The sequence below is a fragment of the Amycolatopsis thermalba genome (genome assembly GCF_003385215.1).
Lineage (GTDB): Bacteria > Actinomycetota > Actinomycetes > Mycobacteriales > Pseudonocardiaceae > Amycolatopsis_E > Amycolatopsis_E thermalba.
Window position 1 is genome coordinate 1 of sequence record NZ_PQHW01000129.1, and the last position, 17,684, is coordinate 17,684.

General features: G+C 71.4%; 14 protein-coding genes. 10 read left to right on the forward strand and 4 right to left on the reverse strand.

Annotated features, from left to right (window positions below):
• Window positions 1-320 precede the first annotated feature (320 nt).
• Entirely contained in the window at window positions 321-2,057 is a 1,737-nt protein-coding gene (locus D0D15_RS31965; RefSeq protein ID WP_094008922.1) for a serine/threonine-protein kinase, read from the reverse strand.
• A gap of 127 nt (window positions 2,058-2,184) precedes the next feature.
• On the opposite strand from D0D15_RS31965, the gene D0D15_RS31970 reads away from it, so the two are divergent.
• The 6 genes from D0D15_RS31970 to D0D15_RS31995 all read left to right on the forward strand — a co-directional run bounded on the left by D0D15_RS31970 (window position 2,185) and on the right by D0D15_RS31995 (window position 10,087).
• Complete coding sequence (locus D0D15_RS31970; protein WP_094008921.1) at window positions 2,185-4,065, forward strand: methylmalonyl-CoA mutase family protein; 1,881 nt, start codon at window positions 2,185-2,187, stop codon at window positions 4,063-4,065.
• Entirely contained in the window at window positions 4,065-6,233 is a 2,169-nt protein-coding gene (gene scpA / locus D0D15_RS31975) for a methylmalonyl-CoA mutase (RefSeq protein WP_094008920.1), read from the forward strand. The genes D0D15_RS31970 and scpA overlap by 1 nt, the downstream gene beginning before the upstream one ends.
• Before the next feature lie 4 nt (window positions 6,234-6,237).
• Complete coding sequence (gene meaB / locus D0D15_RS31980) at window positions 6,238-7,221, forward strand: methylmalonyl Co-A mutase-associated GTPase MeaB (protein WP_094008919.1); 984 nt, start codon at window positions 6,238-6,240, stop codon at window positions 7,219-7,221.
• Between the two features lie 45 nt (window positions 7,222-7,266).
• Entirely contained in the window at window positions 7,267-7,560 is a 294-nt protein-coding gene (locus D0D15_RS31985) for a hypothetical protein (RefSeq protein WP_094008918.1), read from the forward strand.
• Between the two features lie 165 nt (window positions 7,561-7,725).
• Entirely contained in the window at window positions 7,726-9,021 is a 1,296-nt protein-coding gene (locus tag D0D15_RS31990; protein ID WP_094008917.1) for a M20 family metallopeptidase, read from the forward strand.
• Window positions 9,022-9,187: 166 nt separating this feature from the next.
• Window positions 9,188-10,087: a DUF559 domain-containing protein gene (locus D0D15_RS31995; RefSeq protein WP_167481597.1), complete on the forward strand. Its 900-nt coding sequence runs from the start codon at window positions 9,188-9,190 to the stop codon at window positions 10,085-10,087.
• Window positions 10,088-10,200: 113 nt separating this feature from the next.
• Here the strand turns inward: D0D15_RS31995 and D0D15_RS32000 are convergent, their stop codons facing one another.
• Entirely contained in the window at window positions 10,201-10,653 is a 453-nt protein-coding gene (locus tag D0D15_RS32000) for a gamma-glutamylcyclotransferase family protein (protein WP_039792089.1), read from the reverse strand.
• Window positions 10,654-10,752: 99 nt separating this feature from the next.
• Here D0D15_RS32000 and D0D15_RS32005 point away from each other — a divergent pair, with 99 nt between their 5' ends.
• The 3 genes from D0D15_RS32005 to D0D15_RS32015 all read left to right on the forward strand — a co-directional run bounded on the left by D0D15_RS32005 (window position 10,753) and on the right by D0D15_RS32015 (window position 13,249).
• A complete protein-coding gene (locus D0D15_RS32005) occupies window positions 10,753-12,156 on the forward strand; it encodes an NAD(P)H-quinone dehydrogenase (RefSeq protein WP_094008916.1) in 1,404 nt (467 codons plus the stop codon).
• Between the two features lie 83 nt (window positions 12,157-12,239).
• Window positions 12,240-12,725, forward strand: a complete 486-nt coding sequence (locus D0D15_RS32010; RefSeq protein WP_094008915.1) for a hypothetical protein — start codon at window positions 12,240-12,242, stop codon at window positions 12,723-12,725.
• A complete protein-coding gene (locus D0D15_RS32015) occupies window positions 12,722-13,249 on the forward strand; it encodes a class F sortase (RefSeq protein ID WP_094008914.1) in 528 nt (175 codons plus the stop codon). The genes D0D15_RS32010 and D0D15_RS32015 overlap by 4 nt, the downstream gene beginning before the upstream one ends.
• Before the next feature lie 50 nt (window positions 13,250-13,299).
• On the opposite strand, the gene glpK is transcribed toward D0D15_RS32015, so the two are convergent.
• Window positions 13,300-14,805: a glycerol kinase GlpK gene (glpK, locus tag D0D15_RS32020; RefSeq protein WP_115944983.1), complete on the reverse strand. Its 1,506-nt coding sequence runs from the start codon at window positions 14,803-14,805 to the stop codon at window positions 13,300-13,302.
• Window positions 14,806-14,818: 13 nt separating this feature from the next.
• Window positions 14,819-15,568 (reverse strand): MIP/aquaporin family protein, encoded by a 750-nt coding sequence (locus tag D0D15_RS32025; RefSeq protein ID WP_094008912.1) that lies wholly within the window; start codon window positions 15,566-15,568, stop codon window positions 14,819-14,821.
• A gap of 214 nt (window positions 15,569-15,782) precedes the next feature.
• Here D0D15_RS32025 and D0D15_RS32030 point away from each other — a divergent pair, with 214 nt between their 5' ends.
• Entirely contained in the window at window positions 15,783-17,495 is a 1,713-nt protein-coding gene (locus tag D0D15_RS32030) for a glycerol-3-phosphate dehydrogenase/oxidase (RefSeq protein ID WP_094008911.1), read from the forward strand.
• Window positions 17,496-17,684: the final 189 nt, after the last annotated feature.

A 17,684-nucleotide genomic window follows, 5' to 3' on the forward strand; every position in this document is an offset into this window, starting at 1 on the left:
GCCGAGCAGGCGTGTCAAGGCGGGAAAGAGTACCTTGACACGCCTGATCGGCGACCAAAGACCGGCTGTGGATCGGGGGCGGGGGAGGTCTGGTTGGGGTAGTCGGTGCTGTCGCGTTGCCGGGCGGGGGTTGTGCAGGGCTGCCGCGCGGCCCTTGGGGTAGTCGGTCCTGTTGCGTTGCCGGCCGCCGGTCTGCAGGGCTGCCGCGCGGCCCTTGGGGTAGTCGGTCCTGTTGCGTTGCCGGCCGCCGGTCTGCAGGGCTACCGCGCGGTCAGTCGAATGCCATCTGGCTTGCGTTGCCGGCTTGCGGGCGGGACGTTCTAGCCCGTCACCTGAAAAGTCGGCAGGATCCGGTCGTAGAGCGCCGTCTTCGCGGTGCCTTCCTGCTCCGTCGGTACCGTCACGCTCACCGCCCAGAGGCTCGTTCCCTGCTTGAAGACCTTCGCGTACGTCGTGCGGCTGACCGAACCGGCCGGGGCACGGTCGATCGTCCGGTACATCATCGTCCGGCCGTCCTGCTCGGCCAGCTTCGCCTGGCTGACCATCCGGAACTCCCCGCTCGAGCGGCTCTTCTCCAGCGCCTTGACGTAATCGTCGATGTCGTTGCCGGGGAAGTACTTCGGGAAGTGGTTCACCGCCAGCATCTGCGAACCGTCCGCCGAGACGAACTGCACCAGCGTCGACAGCGGCAGATCGTCCCCCGCCTGGGAACTCGTGAACCGCGTCCAGCCGGACGGCACGTCGACCGTGAACGTGCCGTCCTGGACGCCCTTCACGCTCGACGCCTCGCCCGTCCGGCGCTCGAACACCGTCGGCTGCGGGGCGGACAGCCCGGACGTGTCCTCCCGCGACGGGGGCGCCACCGGCTGCGCACCGATCACCCGCGCCGCCACGAAACCGCCGAACGCGGCGGCCAGGAACAACACGATCGACGCCGCGACCAGCACCACCGTCGCCGCCGTGCTGCGGCCCACCGGGGCGGGGGTGACCAGCGTGCCGACGGCCGGGCGGGGCGCGGCGAGCGTGTCGGCGGGCCGGCCGAACGGCAGCGGCCCGGGATCGGCGGCCAGCTCACCGCTCGCCTCGGGGCGGGACGGCCCGAACGGCAGGGGACCGGGGTCGGCCGCCAGCTCACCGCTCGTCTCCGCCGGGCCGTCGTCCACCGCGGGGCGAGCCGAGATCTCCCGCGTGTCGGTGGCCTCCTCGCGCTGACCGCTCGCCGCCGCGAACATCTCCGGTCCGAACAGGACCCGTGGCGCCTTCTCCAGGATCGGGTACAGCCGCCGCCGCACCTGCGCCAGCGGCAAGCGGTCCCGCGGCTCCTTCGCCATCAACGCGGTGATCAACGGCGCGAGCGGCCCCGGCGACGGCCGCGGCACCTCGCCCTTGACGACCTTCCCGATCGTCTCCAGCGGGTCGCCGTCCGCGTCGTAGGGCGGGTGGCCCTCCACCGCGCAGAACAGCGTCGCGCCCAGCCCCCACAGGTCGGCGGCCGGAGTCACCGCTTTGCCGGAAGCCACCTCCGGGGCGATGTACGCCGGCGAACCCAGCGTCATGCCGGTGCGGGTCATCGACGCGTCGGACACGTTGCGGGCGATGCCGAAGTCGGTGAGCTTGATCCGCCCGTCCTCGGCGACCAGCACGTTCCCCGGCTTCACGTCACGGTGCGTGATGCCCGCGTTGTGTGCGGCCCCCAGCGCCGCGGCCACCGCGTCGCCCACCGCGGCGGCCTGCTCGACCGACAGCGGACCGTGGTCGCGGATCAGCTCGGCCAGGCTGTGCGAGGGCAGCAGCTCCATCACGACGAACGGCTCGCCGTCCTGACGTGCGACGTCGTGCAGGGTGATCACGTTCGGGTGAGACAGCACGGCGATGGCCCTGGCCTCACGCAGCGTCCGCTCGCGCAGCTCGTCGGCCTGGCCCGCGGTGACCCCGGGCGGCAGCAGGATCTCCTTCACCGCGACCGGCCGGTGCAGGAATTCGTCGTAGGCCGACCACACCGTGCCCATCGAGCCGGAGCCCAGCACGGAGCGCAACCGGTACCGCCCGGCCACCACCCTGGTCTCCTCGCTCGAACTCGCCACGGCACCATTGTTGCGGATGCGCGCTCGGTGACCGCGGGCGCTGCCAGCCCGCGAGCAGAGTCACAATCGTGCCCCTTGCCCGCCCCCTACCATCAGACGTATGACTCAGGCTGGGACAACGGCGCCCACCCCGGATTCGCCGGACGAGCTCGCCCTCGCCGCCGAGTTCGGGACGCCGCGGCGGGAGGACTGGCAACGCCTCGTCGCGGGGGTGCTGACCAAGAGCGGAGTGCTGCCGGAGTCCTTCGACGGCGCCCCGGAAAGCCTCCTGACCAGCAAGACCTACGACGGCATCGAGATCCAGCCGCTCTACACCGCCGACGACGCGGCGCCGCCGTCCGGCTTCCCGGGCCTGCCCCCGTACGTGCGGGGCGCGGTCGCCGAGGGCACCAACAGCACCGTCGGCACCGGCTGGGACGTGCGTGTGCTGCACGGCGGGGCCGACGCGGCCGAGACCAACAAGGCCATCCTCGCCGACCTGGAGAACGGCGCCACCTCGGTGTGGCTGCGCGTCGGTGGTGACGCACTGCCACTGGACGCCCTCGCCGACGCGCTCAACGAGGTCTACCTCGACCTCGCGCCGATCGTCCTCGACCCCGGCGCCGACTACGAGGCCGCCGCCGAGGCCCTGCTCGGGCTGCTCGCCGAGAAGAACGTCCCGGACAGCGAGGTCGCCGGCACCCTCGGCGCCGACCCGATCGCGCTGCGTGCCCGCACCGGCCGCCCGCACGACATCGCGCCCGCCGCCACGCTCGCCGCGCGCCTGTCCGCCAAGCACCCGAAGCTGCGCACGCTGGTGGTCAACGCGCTGCCCTACCACGAGGCAGGCGGCTCCGACTCGCAGGAACTCGGCGCCGCCATCGCCGCCGGGGTGGCCTACCTGCGCGCCCTCACCGACGCCGGGCTGAGCGTGGACGCGGCCGCCGACCAGCTGGAGTTCCGCTTCGCCGCGACCGCCGACCAGTTCCTCACCATCGCCAAGCTGCGCGCCGCCCGCCGCCTGTGGGCGCGGGTGTGCGAGGTGTCCGGCGCGACCGGCGGGCGCGGGATGCGCCAGCACGCGGTCACCTCGCCCGCGATGTTCACCCGCCGCGACCCGTGGGTGAACATGCTGCGCACCACCGTCGCCTGCTTCGCCGCCGGAGTCGGTGGGGCGGACGCCGTCACCGTGTTGCCGTTCGACTTCGCGATCGGGCTGCCCGACGCGTTCTCCCGCCGGATCGCCCGCAACACCCAGTCGATCCTGATCGAGGAGTCCAAGCTGTCCGGCGTGATCGACCCGGCGGGCGGCTCCTGGTACGTCGAGAACCTCACCGACGCGCTGGCCAACGCGGCCTGGCGCGAGTTCACCGAGATCGAACGCCAGGGCGGCATCGAGGCGGTGCTGGACTCCGGCGCACTCGCTGCGCGGCTGGACGAGACCTGGCAGGCGCGGCAGAAGCGGCTGGCCACCCGCACGGACCCGATCACCGGCGTCAGCGAGTTCCCGGACCTGCACGAAAAACCGGTCGAACGCACCCCGGCACCGTCCGTTGTGGACGAAGGCGGGCTGCCGCGCGTGCGGTACGCCCAGGCCTACGAGGAGCTGCGGGACCGCTCCGACGCGCACCTCGCCGAAACCGGTGAGCGGCCGAAGGTCTTCCTCGCCACGCTCGGCCCGGTCGCCGCCCACACCGCCCGCGAGACCTTCGCGGCCAACCTCCTCCAGGCCGGCGGCATCGAACCGCTCAACCCGGGCGCGGCCGGGGACGTCGTGGCCGCGTTCCGGGAGAGCGGCGCCAAGGTCGCCTGCCTGTGCGGCACCGACAAGCTCTACGCCGAGCACGCCGCGGAGACCGCGCGGAAGCTCAAGGAGGCCGGCGCGGTTCGCGTGGTGCTGGCCGGGAAACCGGAGTACCCGGACGTCGACTCCTACGTCCACGCCGGCTGCGACGCGCTCGCCGCGTTGACCAGCATCCTCGACACGCTGGGAGTGAAGTGATGGCCATCCCCGACTTCACCGACGTCGAACTCGGCATCCCCGACCCGGGCAGCCAGACCGGCTGGGCTGAAGCGCTGCACTCGAGCACCGGCAAGGGCGCCGACGCGCTGACCTGGGAGACCCCCGAGGGCATCGGCATCAAACCGCTCTACACCGCCGAGGACACCGCGGGCCTGGACTTCCTGCGCACCTACCCGGGCATCGCGCCGTTCCTGCGCGGCCCGTACCCGACGATGTACGTCAACCAGCCGTGGACCATCCGCCAGTACGCCGGGTTCTCCACCGCCGCCGAGTCCAACGCCTTCTACCGGCGCAACCTCGCGGCCGGGCAGAAGGGCCTGTCGGTCGCGTTCGACCTGGCCACCCACCGCGGTTACGACTCCGACCACCCGCGGGTGGCCGGTGACGTCGGCATGGCGGGCGTGGCGATCGACTCGATCTACGACATGCGCCAGCTCTTCGACGGCATCCCGCTGGACAAGATGAGCGTGTCGATGACCATGAACGGCGCGGTGCTGCCCGTCATGGCGCTCTACATCGTGGCGGCCGAGGAGCAGGGCGTTCAGCCGGAACAGCTGGCCGGGACCATCCAGAACGACATCCTCAAGGAGTTCATGGTCCGCAACACCTACATCTACCCGCCGCAGCCGTCGATGCGGATCATCTCCGACATCTTCGCCTACACCTCGCAGCGGATGCCGCGGTTCAACTCGATCTCCATCTCCGGCTACCACATGCAGGAGGCCGGGGCGACCGCCGACCTGGAGCTGGCCTACACGCTCGCCGACGGCGTCGAGTACATCCGCGCCGGGCTGGACGCGGGCCTGGAGGTCGACAAGTTCGCGCCGCGCCTGTCCTTCTTCTGGGCGATCGGCATGAACTTCTTCATGGAGGTCGCCAAGATGCGGGCGGCCCGGCTGCTGTGGGCCAAGCTCGTGAAGCAGTTCGGGCCGAAGTCCGAGAAATCGCTCTCGCTGCGCACGCATTCGCAGACCTCCGGCTGGTCGCTGACCGCGCAGGACGTGTTCAACAACGTCATCCGCACCTGCGTCGAGGCGATGGCCGCCACCCAGGGCCACACCCAGTCGCTGCACACCAACGCCCTCGACGAGGCGCTGGCCCTGCCCACCGACTTCTCCGCGCGCATCGCCCGCAACACCCAGCTGCTGCTGCAGCAGGAGTCCGGCACCACGCGCGTGATCGACCCGTGGGGCGGCAGCGCGTTCGTCGAGAAGTTGACCTACGACCTCGCGCGCAAGGCGTGGGGCCACATCAGCGAGGTCGAGTCGGCGGGCGGCATGGCCCGCGCGATCGACGCCGGCATCCCGAAGCTGCGCATCGAGGAGGCCGCGGCCCGCACCCAGGCGCGGATCGACTCCGGCCGCCAGCCGGTGATCGGCGTGAACAAGTACCAGGTCGTCGACGACCAGCAGATCGACGTGCTCAAGGTCGACAACGCCGGGGTGCGCGCCCAGCAGCTGGAGAAGCTGCGGCGGCTGCGCGAGGAGCGCGACGAGGACGCCACGCAGGACGCGCTGCGGCGGCTCACCGCTGCCGCGGAGGGCGAGGGCAACCTGCTGGAGCTCGCTGTCGACGCGGCCCGCGCCAAGGCGACCGTCGGGGAGATCTCCGACGCGCTGGAGAAGGTGTGGGGGCGCCACTCCGGGCAGATTCGTACGATCTCCGGCGTGTACCGCGACGAGGTCGGGAAATCCGGGAACGTGGAGAAGGCACGCGCGCGGGTCGAGGCGTTCGCCGAGGCCGAGGGGCGCCGTCCGCGCATCCTGGTCGCCAAGATGGGCCAGGACGGGCACGACCGCGGCCAGAAGGTGATCGCCACCGCGTTCGCCGACCTCGGCTTCGACGTCGACGTGGGGCCGCTGTTCTCCACTCCGGCCGAGGTCGCGCGCCAGGCGATCGAGGCGGACGTGCACGTCGTCGGCGTGTCCTCGCTGGCCGCCGGCCACCTGTCGCTGGTGCCCGCGCTGCGCGAGGAGCTGGCCCAGCTCGGGCGCGAGGACATCATGATCGTGTGCGGTGGCGTCATCCCGCCGCAGGACTACGACGAGCTGCGCGCCGCCGGGGCGTCGGCGATCTTCGGACCGGGCACGGTCATCGCGGACGCCGCGCTGGACCTGCTCGACCAGCTCGAGCAGCGGGAGTCCTGAGCCCTTGCCGCGCAAGATCGACGTCGGTGCCTACGCCAAGGGCGTGCTCGCGGGCGACCGCGGCACCCTGTCCCGGGCGATCACGCTGGTCGAGTCCCAGCGGCCGGACCACCGGCAGCTCGCCCAGGAGCTGCTGGTCGAGCTGCTGCCGCACGCCGGTGGCGCGCGGCGGGTCGGGATCACCGGCGTGCCCGGGGTCGGCAAGTCGACCTTCATCGACCAGCTCGGCACCGACCTGACCGAGAGCGGTCACCGGGTCGCGGTGCTGGCCGTCGACCCCTCGTCGACCCGGACCGGCGGCAGCATCCTCGGCGACAAGACCCGCATGGCGCGGCTGGCCAACGATCCGGCCGCGTTCATCCGGCCGTCCCCGACCTCCGGCACGCTCGGCGGCGTCGCCCGCGCCACCCGCGAGACGATCGTGCTGATGGAGGCCGCCGGGTACGACGTCGTGCTGGTCGAGACCGTCGGCGTCGGGCAGTCCGAGGTGACCGTGGCCAACATGGTCGACTGCTTCCTGTTCCTGACGCTGGCCCGCACCGGCGACCAGCTGCAGGGCATCAAGAAGGGCGTGCTGGAGCTGGCCGACGTGATCGCGGTGAACAAGGCCGAAGGCGAGCACGAGCGCGACGCCAAGCGCGCCGCGCGGGAGCTGGCCGGCGCGCTGCGGATGATCTACGGCCCGGACGCCGCCTGGACACCGCCGGTGCTGACCTGCAGCGGGCTCAACGACATCGGCCTGGACACCGTGTGGCAGCAGATCGAACGCCACCGCGAGACCCTCCAGGCGTCCGGCGAGCTGGACCGCAAGCGCAAGCAGCAGCAGGTCGACTGGACGTGGGCGATGGTGCGCGAGCAGCTGCAGGCCCGCCTCGCCGAGCACCCGGGCGTGAAAGCGCTGGTGCCCGGGGTCGAGGAGGACGTCCGCGAGGGCCGGCTCACCGCGACGCTCGCCGCGCAGCGGATCCTGGACGCGTTCTCCCTGTGAGTGTCTTCCTTGTTGATGGGTAACCGAACCGGCACACTGGGCTCCATGGTCAAGGTGCGTGCCGTGCTGGCGGGTCTGATGCTGACGACGATGGTCACCTTCGCCGTGCCCGCGGCGCCCGCGCTCGCCGCCCCGGTGTCCGTGCACGTCACCGCCGCCGACGTGGTGGCGCAGCAGACCACCGATCCGGGGCCGCGGATCAACCCCGACGACAACAGCAAGGCCAACCAGGAGAAGACCAAGAGCAAGATCGTCGTCGGGGTGCTCGCCGCGGTGCTCGCCGGGATCGTCCTCTGGGGACGGAGCGTGCGGCGGAAGAAGCGCAAGGCCTCCAGCTGACCCGTGCGCGGCGTATTCGGTTACGCCGTATTCCGTAGTGCCGCTCGCCGCAGATCCACTACCGGCCGTCGCCCAGAGTGAGATCCGGTTCGAAGATTGCTCCTTGCATGGTGCAGGATTGCGTCAAATGGGTTACGTAGTTCTCGGTGTGTATGGAGGTGCGGCGTGACCGTGCTGGACTCCCGCCCGGAGGTGCCCGGCGATCACGGTGGTCGCCCTACCTCGTTCGAGGCGTCGGACGCGCTGATCACGGCGGACGGCGTCAGCATGGCTCCCGTGACCGATCTCGGTGCGGGCCGGGGCCCCTTCTGGCTGGACGAGTGGCTCGCGCGCGGCGGTACCGACCTGGTCGCCTGGCGCCGTCACATCCACGCCCACCCCGAGCTGGCGCGCCACGAGTTCGCGACCACCGAACTGATCACCGACATCCTGCGCTCGGCCGGGCTGACCCCGGAGATCCTGCCCGGCGGCACCGGCGTGGTGTGCGACGTCGGATCGGGTGACCGCTGCGTCGCCCTGCGGGCCGACATCGACGCGCTGCCGCTCACCGAGGCGACCGGCCTGCCCTACTCGTCGACGGTGGAGGGCGCCGCGCACGCCTGCGGGCACGACGCGCACACCGCGATCCTGCTCGGCGTGGCGAAGGCGCTGGCGTCGGCGCCCGAGCTGCCCGGCCGCGTGCGGCTGATCTTCCAGCCCGCCGAGGAGGTCATGCCCGGCGGCGCGCTCGACGTGATCACCGCCGGCGGCCTCGACGGCGTCGACCGGATCTTCGGCCTGCACTGCGACCCGCGGCTCCAGGTGGGCAAGATCGGCACCCGGGTCGGCGCGCTGACCTCGGCGGCCGACCTCATCGAGCTGCGGCTGACCTCGCCCGGCGGGCACACGTCCCGGCCGCACCTGACCGCGGACCTGGTGCACGCGCTCGGCGTCGCGATCACCTCGCTGCCGTCGCTGCTGTCCCGGCGCGTCGACCCGCGGTCCGGCACCGTGCTGGTGTGGGGCGCGGTGCACGCCGGGCAGGCCGCCAACGCGGTGCCCGAGGAGGGCGTGCTGCGCGGCACGCTGCGGACGGCGGACCACGAGGTGTGGAAGTCGCTGGAGCCGCTCGTCGCGTCGTCGGTGGAGTCGCTGCTCACGCCCTACGGGGTCGGCTTCGAGCTGGACTACCGCCGCGGGGTGCCGCCGGTCGTCGGCGACGTGGACAGCACGTCGCTGCTGCGCGCCGGGATCGAAGCCGCCCTCGGCGACGATGCGGTGACCGGTACGGAACAGTCGTCGGGCGGCGAGGACTTCGCCTGGTACCTGGAGCACGTGCCGGGCGCCTTCTGCCGCCTCGGGGTGTGGTCCGGCGAGGGCGACCAGCGCGACCTGCACCGCCCCACCTTCGAACTGGACGAGCGCGCGCTGCACGTCGGCGTGCGCGTCCTGGTCCACACCGCCCTGGCCGCCCTGGCCTGAGCAGCCCGCGAGTCCCACGCTCCCGTCCGCGAGTCCCACGCTCACGCGCACGAGTTCTGCATTGGTGCGCGTGAGTTCTGCGTTCGAGTTATCCACAGGCGCGGAAGTTATCCACAGATCTTGTGAGTTGCCTCTACTTCGGTACTTTCTGCGACATGGTCGACACATGGCGTCGTTACCGAAGAGCTTGCATGGTGCCTACCACCGTGCCGAACTGAACAAGATCGTCGGGCCGGGCGAGATCCGAAAGGCCGTCGCGGCCGGGCAACTCGTCGCGGTGTCGCGAGGCGTGCTGGTCGATGCCCGGCGCGCGACCGAATTCACGACGAGAGCCGCGGCAGCGGTGCTGATGGCCGGGCCCGAGGCGGTGTTGAGCGGACCGAGTGCGCTCCTCGTGCTCGGCTGTTCGGTGCCGGATCCGGCCCCGGTGCACATCATCGTGCCGTACCACCGCAAAATCCGGCCGCGCCCGGGAGTGAAGGTTCATCAGGGGCGCCTTGACCAGAGCGACGTGCACGAGTTCGACGGGCTCCGGGTGCAAGCGCCGGAACTGGCGCTGGCCGAAGTGATGTGCCGGGCCACGCGTCGGATTGCGCTGGCTACCGCCGACGAGGCGCTGGGGATGCTCGCCGAGGACCTCCGGGACGACTTCCGGACCAGGATCGAGGAGCGGATCCTCGCCCGTCCTGATCCGCGGGGGCGGAGGCAGGGGCTCGCGGTGCTCCAATTGGCGACCGGGATGGCGGAGTCGCCAATGGAGAGCTGGATGCTGCTTGCGCTGGTCGACGGCGGACTGCCGGTGCCCGTGCAGCAGCACTCGATCACCGATCTCGCCGGGCGCGAGCTGTACCGGCTGGACTTCGCGTGGCCTGAGCTGCGTGTGGCCGTCGAGTACGACGGCTACGCGGCGCACGAGAACAGGCGGGACCGGGATGCCGCACGGGATGAAGACCTGAGACGGCGGGGTTGGACGGTGATCCGGGCTTCCGCGGAGGACCTGGCGGCGCCGGAACGGGTGATCGAGGCGGTGCGGGCGGCCTTCCGGGTTCGCGGGCTAGCCACGTGACGGTGTGAATGTGGAACTCGCGGACGTGAGTGTGGGACTCGCGGGCGTGAGTGTGGGACTCGCGGGCGTGAGTGTGGGACTCGCGGGCGTGAGTGTGGGACTCGCGGAGGGGGTCAGGAGGTGATTCCGCGGCAGGGGCGGGTGCGCAGGTCGTCCACGTAGTCCGTGGGCGCGCCGGCCGCCTCGGCGGCGTCGGCCAGCACGCCGAGGTACCGGGCCGACGGCAGGCCGCCCTCGTAGGCGTCCAGCACGTACAACCAGGCCAGCGCGGAGCCGTCCATCGTCTGCACGCGGAGCCGGATCTTGTTGTGCATGCCCAGCTCACCGCCTTCCCAGCTGTCCAGCCGGGCCTCGTCCAGCGGTGTCACGTCGTACAGCACCACGAAGACCCGGGAGCCCGGGTCTTCGACGATGGTCGCCAGCGCGCCCTCCCAGCCGAGGTCCTCGCCCCCGAAGGTCAGCCGCCAGCCCTCCAGCCAGCCGGTGCCGGCCATGGGCGAATGCGGCGCCCGCTCCATCATCTGATTCGGATCCATGTTGGACCCGTAGGCGGCATACAACGGCACGCGCACAGCCTAGCCGCCCGTCGCTCACCCGACCGGACGTACTCCGGGTGTCGCGGCCTAAGGTTGTGGATGACGTGCGCGTGAGGAGGAGGAGACGACGTGACCAGGATCGTGATCATGGGCGGCGGACCGGCGGGCTACGAGGCGGCGCTGGTGGCGGCACAGCACGGCGCCGACGTCACGATCGTCGAGAAGGACGGGCTCGGCGGCGCGTGCGTGCTCTACGACTGCGTCCCGTCGAAGACGTTCATCGCCTCCTCGGGAGCCCTCGCGAACATGCACGGCCTCGGTGAGCTGGGGATCATCACCGACATGGCCGACACCAGCGTCGACCTGCGCACGGTGCACGGCCGGGTGAAGGGCCTCGCGCTGGCCCAGTCCGCCGACATCCGCGCCCGCGTGCAGCGCGAAGGTGTGAAAGTCCTCACCGGCGAGGGCCGGTTCGACGACGACGAGCCCGGCCTGGCCACGCACAAGGTCCGCGTCACGAAGGCCACCGGCGACGTCGACGTGCTCGACGCCGACGTCGTCCTGATCGCCACCGGCGCCACCCCGCGCGTGCTGCCCGGTGCGGTGCCCGACGGCGAGCGCATCCTCGACTGGCGCCAGCTCTACGACCTGCCCGAGCTGCCCGAGCACCTGGTCGTGGTCGGGTCCGGCGTCACCGGCGCCGAGTTCGCCTCCGCCTACACCGAGATGGGCGTCAAGGTCACCCTGGTGTCCAGCCGCGACCGTGTCCTGCCGCACGAGGACGCCGACGCCGCCGCCGTGCTGGAGGAGGTGTTCGCCCAGCGCGGCAACACCGTCGTCAAGCACGCGCGCGCCGAGCGGGTCGAGCGCACCGAGAAGGGCGTCGAGGTCCACCTGCAGGACGGTCGGGTCATCGAGGGCACCCACGCGCTGATGACCGTCGGCTCGGTGCCCAACACCAAGGACATCGGGCTGGAGAAGGTCGGCATCGAGCCGGGTCCCGGTGGGTTCATCACGGTGGACCGCGTGTCCCGCACGAGCGTTCCCGGCATCTACGCGGCGGGCGACTGCACCGGGGTGCTGATGCTCGCGTCGGTGGCCAGCATGCAGGGCCGGATCGCGATGTGGCACGCGCTCGGCGAGGGCGTCGCGCCGATCAAGCTGAAGACGGTCGCCGCGAACGTGTTCACCCACCCGGAGATCGCGACCGTCGGCATCAGCCAGAGCGCGATCGACTCCGGCGCGGTCCCGGCCCGCACGATCATGCTGCCGCTGGCGACCAACGCGCGGGCCAAGATGGAGGGTCTGCGCCGCGGTTTCGTGAAGCTGTTCTGCCGCCCGGCGACCGGGGTGATCGTCGGCGGCGTGGTCGTGGCGCCGACGGCGAGCGAGCTGATCCTGCCGATCGCGCTGGCGGTGCAGAACCAGCTGACGGTCGACCACCTGGCGCTCACGTTCGCGGTGTACCCGTCGCTGTCCGGCTCCATCACCGAGGCCGCGCGGCAGCTGATGCGGCACGACGACCTGGACTGACGTCACGGTTGGGTGTCGGGAGCCAACCCCGGCACCGGGCGGCGCGCCTACAAGGCCATCAGCTCTACCGCCGTGAGGCCACCATGAGAACAACCGCCATCGCCGCCGCCCTGCTCGCGACCCTGGTCGCCGCCACGCCGGCGTTCGCGCAGACCACCACCACCGAACCCACCTCGCCGGAACCGCTGCCGGTGTGGCTGAAGCTGTCCGCCTACAGCGGGCACCCCGGCGAGAAGGTCTCGGTCGCCGCCGCGTGCGACGACCAGGCCAGTCCACTCACCACTCGCGCCTTGCGGGTGACCCAGCCGCTCGAGGCGAACCCGGAGGGTCACCAGCCGTGGGCGTTGTTCGCCGAAACGGTGATCCGGGATGTGCCGGAAGGCTCCTATCCGGTGTCGTTCCACTGCGGTGGGGATCCGGTGACCGTGTACTTCACCGTGCTCGACCGGGATTCCTCGCCGGCGCCGGGCTCAGGGCAGACGAAGAAGGCGCCGGCGTCGAGCCAGGGCCAGACGCGGGTCGTGCCGCAGGGCGCGCCGCGGACCGGTGACGGGTCGCTGGCACCGTGATCCGCGCGGCGCTCGCCGTGGCGCTGGGCCTGCTCCTGCTGAGCGGTTGTGCCGCCGCGCCGGAGCAGGCGCCCACGGCTTCCGTGCCCGCTGCCGTGGAAATCCCGGCGATCGGGGCCCGGTCGAGCCTGATTCCGTTGGGGCTCAACGAGGACGGGACCGTGGAGGTGCCGCCGGTGACGTCGCCGCGGCAGGCCGGCTGGTACTCGCTCGGCCCGGCGCCGGGGGAGCGCGGGCCGGCCGTGATCCTCGGGCACGTCGACGGCAACCGGCAGCAGGGGATCTTCTCCCGCTTGCACGAACTCGCGCCCGGCGACCGGATTTCGGTGTCCCGTGTGGACGGTTCCCGATCCGGGTTCGCGGTGACCCGGGTGGAACGGGTGCCGAAGACGGACTTCCCGACCGCCGCGGTGTACGGCGACACGGCCGGGCCGGAGCTGCGGCTCATCACGTGCGGCGGGGTTTTCGACCGCGCGGCGCGCAGTTACCGCGACAACGTCATCGTGTTCGCCGTTCTCGCCTGAGCCCGCTTTCCCCGCGCCGGAACCCGGCACGGGGAAAGCGCGCCCACACGTCACTCCACCCAGTCGAAGGTCTTCGTCACCGCCTTCTTCCAGTTGCGGTACTGCGTCTCGCGGTGCTGGGCGTCCATCGACGGGGTCCATTCCTTGTCCTGGGCCCAGTTGTTGCGGATGTCGTCCTCACTGGCCCAGAAACCCACGGCCAGGCCGGCCGCGTACGCCGCGCCGAGTGCCGTCGTCTCGGCGACCACCGGGCGGATCACCGGGACGTCCAGGATGTCCGCCTGGAACTGCATCAGCAGCTCGTTCACGACCATCCCGCCGTCGACCTTCAGCGACTTCAGCGGCACACCCGAATCGGCGTTCATCGCCTCGATCACCTCGCGCGTCTGGAACGCCGTCGCCTCCAGCACCGCCCGCGCGATGTGCCCCTTGTTCACGTACCGCGTCAACCCGGCGATCACGCCCCGCGCGTCCGACCGCCAGTACGGAGCGAACAGACCCGAAAACGCCGGCACGAAGTACGCCCCGCCGTTGTCCTCGACCGTGCGGGCCAGCTGCTCGATCTCCGCGGCGTTGCTGATGATCCCGAGGTTGTCGCGCAGCCACTGCACCAGCGAACCGGTCACCGCGATGGAACCCTCCAGCGCGTAGACCGTCTCGTTCGACCCGATCTTGTAACAGACCGTCGTGAGGAGGCCGTTCTCCGACATCACCTTTTCCGTGCCGGTGTTCAGCAGCACGAAATTGCCGGTGCCGTAGGTGTTCTTCGCCTCGCCGGGGGACAGGCACGCCTGCCCGAACGTCGCCGCCTGCTGGTCGCCGAGGATCCCGGCGATCGGCACGCCGGACAGCACCCCGCGCGGCCGTACCTTGCCGTACTCCTCGGACGACGAGCGGATCTCCGGCAGCATCGACATCGGGATGCCCATGTCAGCCGCGATCTCGGCGTCCCAGCTGAGCGTGTCCAGGTCCATCAGCAGGGTGCGCGACGCGTTCGTCGGGTCGGTGATGTGCACCCCGCCGTCCGGGCCGCCGGTCATGTTCCACACGGTCCAGGTGTCCATGTTGCCGAACACCAGATCGCCGACCTCGGCGCGTTCCCGCGCACCCTCCACGTTGTCCAGGATCCACTTGACCTTCGGCCCCGAGAAGTACGTGGCCAGCGGCAGGCCCGTCTTCGGGCGGTACCGCTCCTGCCCGCCGCCGAGCTCGCCCAGCTGGTCGACGATCCGGTCGGTGCGGGTGTCCTGCCAGACGATGGCGTTGTAGACCGGCTTGCCCGTCTTCCGGTCCCACACCAGCGCGGTCTCGCGCTGGTTCGTGATGCCGACCGCGGCGATGTCCCCGGCCTGCAGGTCGGCCTTGGCGAGCGCGCCCGCGGTCACCGCGCGCGTGTTCTCCCAGATCTCCTCGGCGTTGTGCTCGACCCACCCGGCCTGCGGGAAGATCTGCTCGTGCTCCCGCTGGTCGACCGCGACCACGCGGCCGGAATGGTCGAAGATCATCGCCCGGGTGGACGTCGTGCCCTGGTCGATGGCGGCCACATAAGACGTCATGCTGATCTCCCAATCAGGTCAGGTTGTGCACGGCCAGGTACAGCAACGCGGCGAGGGCGCCGCCCGCGAGCGGTCCCACCACGGGAACCCACGAATAACCCCAGTCGCCGTCCCGCTTGCCGCGGATCGGCAGGAGGAGCGCATACGCGATGCGCGGACCGAGGTCGCGCGCCGGGTTGATCGCGTACCCCGTCGGCCCGCCGAGGGAAATACCGATCACCAGCACCACGAACGACACCCCGGCGTACCCCAGAGCCGAGTTGCCGAACTCCGGCACGCCGGCCTCGCCCGCCGTCGCCGTCGGGCTGAGCAGGATCCACGCGACGAGCACGAACGTGCCGATGATCTCGGTGACCAGGTTCCAGCCGTAGCTGCGGATCTGCGGGCCGGTGGAGAAGATCCCGAGCGTGTTCTCCGGCTCGGGGTGGTCGTCGAACTGCAGTTTGTAGGTCGCCCAGCAGAGCACGGCGCCGATGATCGCGCCGACCATCTGGCCTGCCACGTAGATCGGCACGTCCTCCCACGGGGTCTTGCCCGCGATGGCCAGGCCCAGCGTCACCGCCGGGTTCAGGTGCGCACCACTCGGCGCGGCGATGCTGGCGCCGGTGAACACACCGAAGGCCCAGCCGAAAGTGACGAACAGGAAGCCCGCGTTGTTGCCGAGGTTCTTGCGGAGCACCACGTTCGCGACCACGCCGGTACCCAGCAGAATCAGGGTTCCGGTACCGAGCAGCTCCCAGATGAATATTCCCAGTGCACTCATCCTGCCCCTTCCCAACGTCCCCAAGGGTCGGACACAGTGCACACCGGCCACATCGCCGACCCACGACGACTGAACCTAACCCTGGGTGACCACCAGTCCAACCCCCACCGCGGGAATTCCTGGATGTCGGGACACCTGTCCTAAAGCCGCGCGGGTGCCGGATCCCGTGCCATGCTGGTGTGGTGAGCCCGTGTCCGCGAGGGAAGGAACCGGAGTGACTGAGGCGAAGCTGGGGCCGGAGGCGAGGGAGGAGACCTGGCGGCGGCTCGGTGAGGAGACGTTCGACCTCGTGGTGATCGGCGGCGGGGTGGTCGGCGCGGGCACCGCGCTCGACGCAGCCACCCGTGGCCTCCGGGTCGCTCTGGTCGAGGCGCGTGACCTGGCGTCCGGCACGTCGAGCCGGTCCAGCAAGCTCTTCCACGGCGGCCTGCGGTACCTCGAACAGCTGGAGTTCGGTCTCGTCCGCGAGGCGCTGCGCGAGCGCGAGCTGATGCTCACGCGCATCGCGCCGCACCTGGTGAAGCCGGTCAGCTTCCTGTACCCGCTGCAGCACCGCCTCTGGGAGCGGCCGTACACCGCGGCCGGGCTGTTCCTGTACGACACGATGGGCGGCGCGCGGTCGGTGCCGGGGCAGAAGCACCTCACCCGGGCGGGCGCGCTGCGACTGGTCCCCGCGCTCAAACGCGATGCCCTGATCGGGGGAATCCGGTACTACGACTCGCAGGCCGACGACGCCCGCCACACGATGACCGTCGCCCGCACGGCGGCGCACTACGGCGCGGTGGTGCGGACCAGCACCCAGGTCGTCGGGTTCCTGCGCGAGGCCGACCGCGTGTCCGGCGTGCGCGTGCGCGACGTCGAGGACGGGCGCGAGACCGAGGTGCACGCCAACGCGGTCATCAACTGCACCGGCGTGTGGACCGACGAGCTGCAGCGCCTGTCCGGCAGCCGCGGCCGGTTCCGGGTGCGGTCCAGCAAGGGCGTGCACATCGTGGTGCCGCGCGACCGGATCGTGTCGGAGTCCGGGCTGATCCTGCGCACCGAGAAGTCCGTGCTGTTCGTGATCCCCTGGCGCAACCACTGGATCGTCGGCACCACCGACACCGACTGGAACCTCGACCTCGCCCACCCCGCGGCCACGAAGAACGACATCGACTACATCCTCGAGCACGTCAACTCGGTGCTCGCGACCCCGCTGACGCACGACGACATCGAAGGCGTCTACGCCGGGCTGCGCCCGCTGCTGGCCGGCGAGAGCGAGGAGACGTCGAAGCTGTCACGCGAGCACGCGGTGGCGCGCGTGGCGCCGGGGCTGGTCGCGATCGCGGGCGGCAAGTACACGACTTACCGCGTGATGGCCGCCGACGCGGTCGACGCCGCCGCGCCCGACCTGCCCGGGCGCCTGCAGCCGTCCATCACCGACAAGGTGCCGCTGCTCGGCGCCGACGGCTACCACGCGCTGGTCAACCAGGCCGACCACCTCGCCGCGCAGCACGGCCTGCACCCGTACCGGGTCCGGCACCTGCTCGACCGGTACGGCTCGCTCGTGCACGAGGTCCTCGCGCTCGGCGAGGGCAAGCCGGAGCTGCTGCGCCCCATCGAGCACGCGCCGGACTACCTCGGGGTCGAGGCCGTGTACGCGGCGAGCCACGAGGGCGCGCTGCACCTGGAGGACGTCCTCGCGCGGCGCACCCGCATCTCCATCGAGTACCCGCACCGCGGGGTGGACTGCGCCGAGGCTGTGGCGCGGATGGTGGCGGACGTCCTGGGCTGGTCCGAGGAGACGGTCCGCCACGAGGTCGAGGTGTACACCGCGCGGGTGGCGGCGGAGCGGGACTCGCAGACGCAGCCGAGCGACGAGGCAGCCGACGAGCGGCGATCGAGCGCGCCGGAGGCCCGGGCGCGGCTGGCGGCGCCGGTGGGGTGAGCCGCCGGGCAGGCTGGCGGGCCGGGGCTGCTGCTGGGCGAGTGGTGGTCGAGCGTGCCGGAGGCCCGGGCGCGGCTGGCGGCGCCGGTGGGGTGAGCCGCCGGGCAGGCTGGCGGGCCGGGGCTGCTGCTGGGCGAGTGGTGGTCGGGCGCGCTGGAGGCTCGGGCGCGGTTGGCGGCGCCGGTGGGG